Genomic DNA, 3,660 nt, shown 5'->3' with positions numbered 1-3,660 from the left:
TGGTCAAGCCCCAGTTATGCATTGGCATCGTCCATTTTTTTGCGATATCTTCTATGATCAGATACATCAATTTCTTTAGCGCTTGTTCAGAGCTGAAAGCTCCTTTAAACTTAATGATTTTTCGTATCTTACGGTGCATTCCGTCGGATTGGTCGTATATAAATTATCTATTTAAAGAGTAATGGTAAAAAGATTATAATAGAGACGAATATAATTTAGCTTTAAAACTATTTAAAAAAATCTATCACATTTGAAAAGAAACTTTTTTTATCTCTATCGCCTTTTACCTGGCGAATAATTTTGTCTATTAATTTTTCATAATAAATATCACGTTCAACTTCTTCAGTTTCATGTTCCAAAGCTATTAAGGACTCTTCAAAATCTCTATAGGTGGATTGGGAACCAAATTTCTCCGTAACAAATTTTATTTGGAAATATGTTATCAAATATAATACACAAACACCATAAAGGAAAAGTTCCACGGGGTCTGATATGACTAGTAAAGGTTGAACCTTTGCAGTCGAATTATTAGGGCTCATAATCATAGAAAAAAAAGCTCCTAAAATCAGAGATAGCACAACTGCCACAAAAGATGTTATCCAAATATCAACCCTCTGCTTCCTCTGATCGATTTTATCACGACATATCCTTCTGTATTGTCCAATAAATGTCGACGATATTGAACCTTTTAGCATGAGGATATAGGATTTGAGAATCGCGACTTTCAATTCTTCCGATAATTTCCCATGATATAAAGACTGTAAATTTTGCTTATATCTTTTATCTAAATATTTTCCGTAAACAAACGCTAAAGAAAATGAGACCGATATTCCAAGTAATGCTATTAAGGAGGAACAAATCAAAACTTCTTTATTGTAATAATATCTCGTCATGCCCCATGTGATAATGATCATCAACAAAAAGAGAGATAAAATAAAATTATTCCAATAGAATTGCCTAATGTACTTTCCCTTACCAGCGATACCTAGGTAAGTACATTTATTAAAATATTCAGTTTTTATATCATCGAATTCTTTTTCTTTTGTCATTATCAAATTTAGGTTAGTTTGTTTATAAGATTAATAATGTCCGAGAATACACCTGCAACACACAAAGTTAATTAATTATGCTTTTTTTAAGATAAGTTCATCTGCTTTTTCATATAAATCCCATACCATCTATTGCAAGTGAAACTTTTTAATCAGTTTAAACTGAATCAATACATGCTTATGCCGCACCAACTATATTGAATGCTCAATGTCTTGAAATTTACAAATGTACCTGGATAAGTGTGAAAGATCTCCTTCGATGAATGGCCAAATAACAATCATTTCTGAAAAACCAACTCCATTAGAACTCAAGCACATTAAATTATCCAATTCTAGGTAAATCACACTGTATATTTAACTATATTTAAATGAGGATTGGCCATATCCTAACACTTTTATTAACTTAAAAATTTTCAAACCATGAAAAAACCTATTTTTTTAACTCTGGCCCTTTTCGGGGTAATTTTTGCGTTCCCTTTTATTTCGTATTCACAACAGGATTTCGATGTAAAGATTCGTGAAGTTCGCCAGTTGGTGGATACCAGTTATAATAACCGGATTATAGCAAATAATGGATCTAAGAAAAAATCTGACAAGTACAGTTATTTTGTCGCAGGATATTTATTGGACTCTCTAATTAGTGATAACCAAAAAGCTTTAAGTGGTTCTCAAATAGAAGCTGGTAAATCCTTTGCAACGTCATTATCGATTGACGATGAAGGGGCAACTGCAAATATTAGTTTTGGAAAATTTGGAAAACTAAATCCTCAGCTTACAATAAGCGGTAAAGGAAAAGAAAAATTCATCAATATATTTAAAGACGGAAAATATAGCCAATCCATAACAGGAGGTTTTAATCTAAATTATTTCTTGAACAGCTCCGGTTTTTTTGACAAGAGGAACAAATCTATGCTCCTTCCGGAAATAGTACCGTATATCAATAAAGCATTTAAAAATTCAAAATCTGATACTATCCAGCAATCTGCTTACGAGGAACAAGTTAAAAAAGTTCAGGAAAAGTTCTCTTTGCTAAAAACCAACTTTGATAGTTATAAGAAGAGCTGGCAACAGGAAGTATTTGATGACAAAGTCTTTCAAGGGGCTAAGGATTTTGAGAAAAATGCTAACGATCTAATAAAGCTGGGGATTTTAAAAGATGATTTTCTGAAAAGGGTTAAAAATGAATTTAAAACTGAAAATTACTTTACAAAGTTAGAAGCGAAGATTGACTCAAATATTCTAAATTGGACTAGCGAAAAAAAAGAGGCTGCAAACAATTATAGAAAGAGACTACTTTTAAAAGATATTGATTCTATACAGATGAAAGCGAAGTGGAATGAAATCTCCTATCATTGGTTTACAGTCTCAGGAAATTATAACATAAGTCCTTATTCAATATTAGACACCAGTGCTGGTGCAGCAGAAAGAAACTACAAGAAAACAGAAAACGATAAATATTTTAGTGGGAAGATCGCTTATAACTACCTTAGAGTGAATAACGAAAATTTAAATAGACGCTATTACTCAATCACTGCAAATGCTTCCAACGCGCGCCAATATGATCCGGATGGAATGATTACGTTGGAATCCTCCTCTCCTTATCCGATCGGATCTGTAAACCTTTCTAAAGAAAACTTTTCTACAGAAGTATATGAAAATATTGCACCACATAAATTTTCAGCCAACATGCAACTAACAATAATTCATTTTTGGTCAAAAACTAACATTGGTATTGAATTAACGCCAAAAGTAGGATTCAATGATATTAACAATGATAATGTAGGTATGAGAATTGGGGTCTTTATACCCGTTGAAGTTAAGGACGGGGTACCTCTAACTATACAACCAATATGTAAACTTCAAAAACTTTTTGAAAGTAGCAAATATAAATTCTGGAAGGATAATGTGGTATTTGGCTTTAATCTTTCTGTTAGCTTACCTACGATACCAAACAAAAAAGACAAATAAATCGCTATAAATATGCCTCCTTGCAATAAGCTGAATTTTCGATTACAAGATCAAAATACACTTAACCTTACAGGCGATAACTAAATCCTGCAAATGGAGAAATTAAAAAAGCTTCCCTCTAACCGGCAGAGGGAAGCAATTTGGCTATTTGTTAATCCGATTAGCTGTAACCAACGAGTGTATTTTCTTTCTATAAAGATAGGTATGTTAGCTGAAATAGTTATTGGTCATTTCGGAGAAAACGTTGATCAAACCAGAACTAAATCCAGAAGCTAGGTCTGTCCCACGCAAATTATGATCGATCTATATAACCCGTTATTTTTAATTGACTCAGAATTTCATTGACTTTCGCCTTGGTCGCATTAGTCAACGTTAAATTGCTCGCTGTATCACTTGCATCCGGGATCGAAATATCGTCAACTGCATCAGTAACATAGTCGAGGATAAATTTATTAGCAGCTAGATTCCGGACTTTACTATAATAACTTTCGTCAATCGAATTCCATGCAATAATGTTTTCTGAGGCACCGGGGTAATCTTCAATTCCATATTTAATCCGCTTGGTAGAGTCATCATTCTGTATGGTATTAAAAAGTAGCTGATTGCCTTTAGTACCATTATTTAGATAAATTGATCTACCTGT

Annotated in this window: 3 protein-coding genes; 1 reads left to right on the top strand and 2 read right to left on the bottom strand. The window is 32.7% G+C overall.

What is annotated here, in order from left to right; all coding sequences use genetic code 11:
• Nucleotides 1–227: 227 nt before the first annotated feature.
• The gene (locus B2X73_RS05185; protein ID WP_291095901.1) at nucleotides 228–1,049 is read right to left on the bottom strand and encodes a hypothetical protein; all 822 of its coding nucleotides are present in this window, start codon (nucleotides 1,047–1,049) and stop codon (nucleotides 228–230) included.
• Nucleotides 1,050–1,469: 420 nt separating this feature from the next.
• On the opposite strand from B2X73_RS05185, the gene B2X73_RS05180 reads away from it, so the two are divergent.
• Nucleotides 1,470–3,017: a hypothetical protein gene (locus B2X73_RS05180; RefSeq protein WP_291095899.1), complete on the top strand. Its 1,548-nt coding sequence runs from the start codon at nucleotides 1,470–1,472 to the stop codon at nucleotides 3,015–3,017.
• A 292-nt stretch (nucleotides 3,018–3,309) separates the two neighbouring features.
• On the opposite strand, the gene B2X73_RS05175 is transcribed toward B2X73_RS05180, so the two are convergent.
• Nucleotides 3,310–3,660, bottom strand: a 351-nt coding sequence (locus tag B2X73_RS05175) for a hypothetical protein (RefSeq protein ID WP_291095897.1), incomplete at its 5' end; no start/stop codon positions are given.

Origin of the sequence: Empedobacter sp. UBA7252 (assembly GCF_002472765.1) — a bacterium.
Classification (GTDB): Bacteria; Bacteroidota; Bacteroidia; order Flavobacteriales; family Weeksellaceae; genus Empedobacter; species Empedobacter falsenii_B.
Note: the sequence above shows the minus strand (reverse complement) of the source record. Positions and strands in the feature narration are given on the sequence as shown.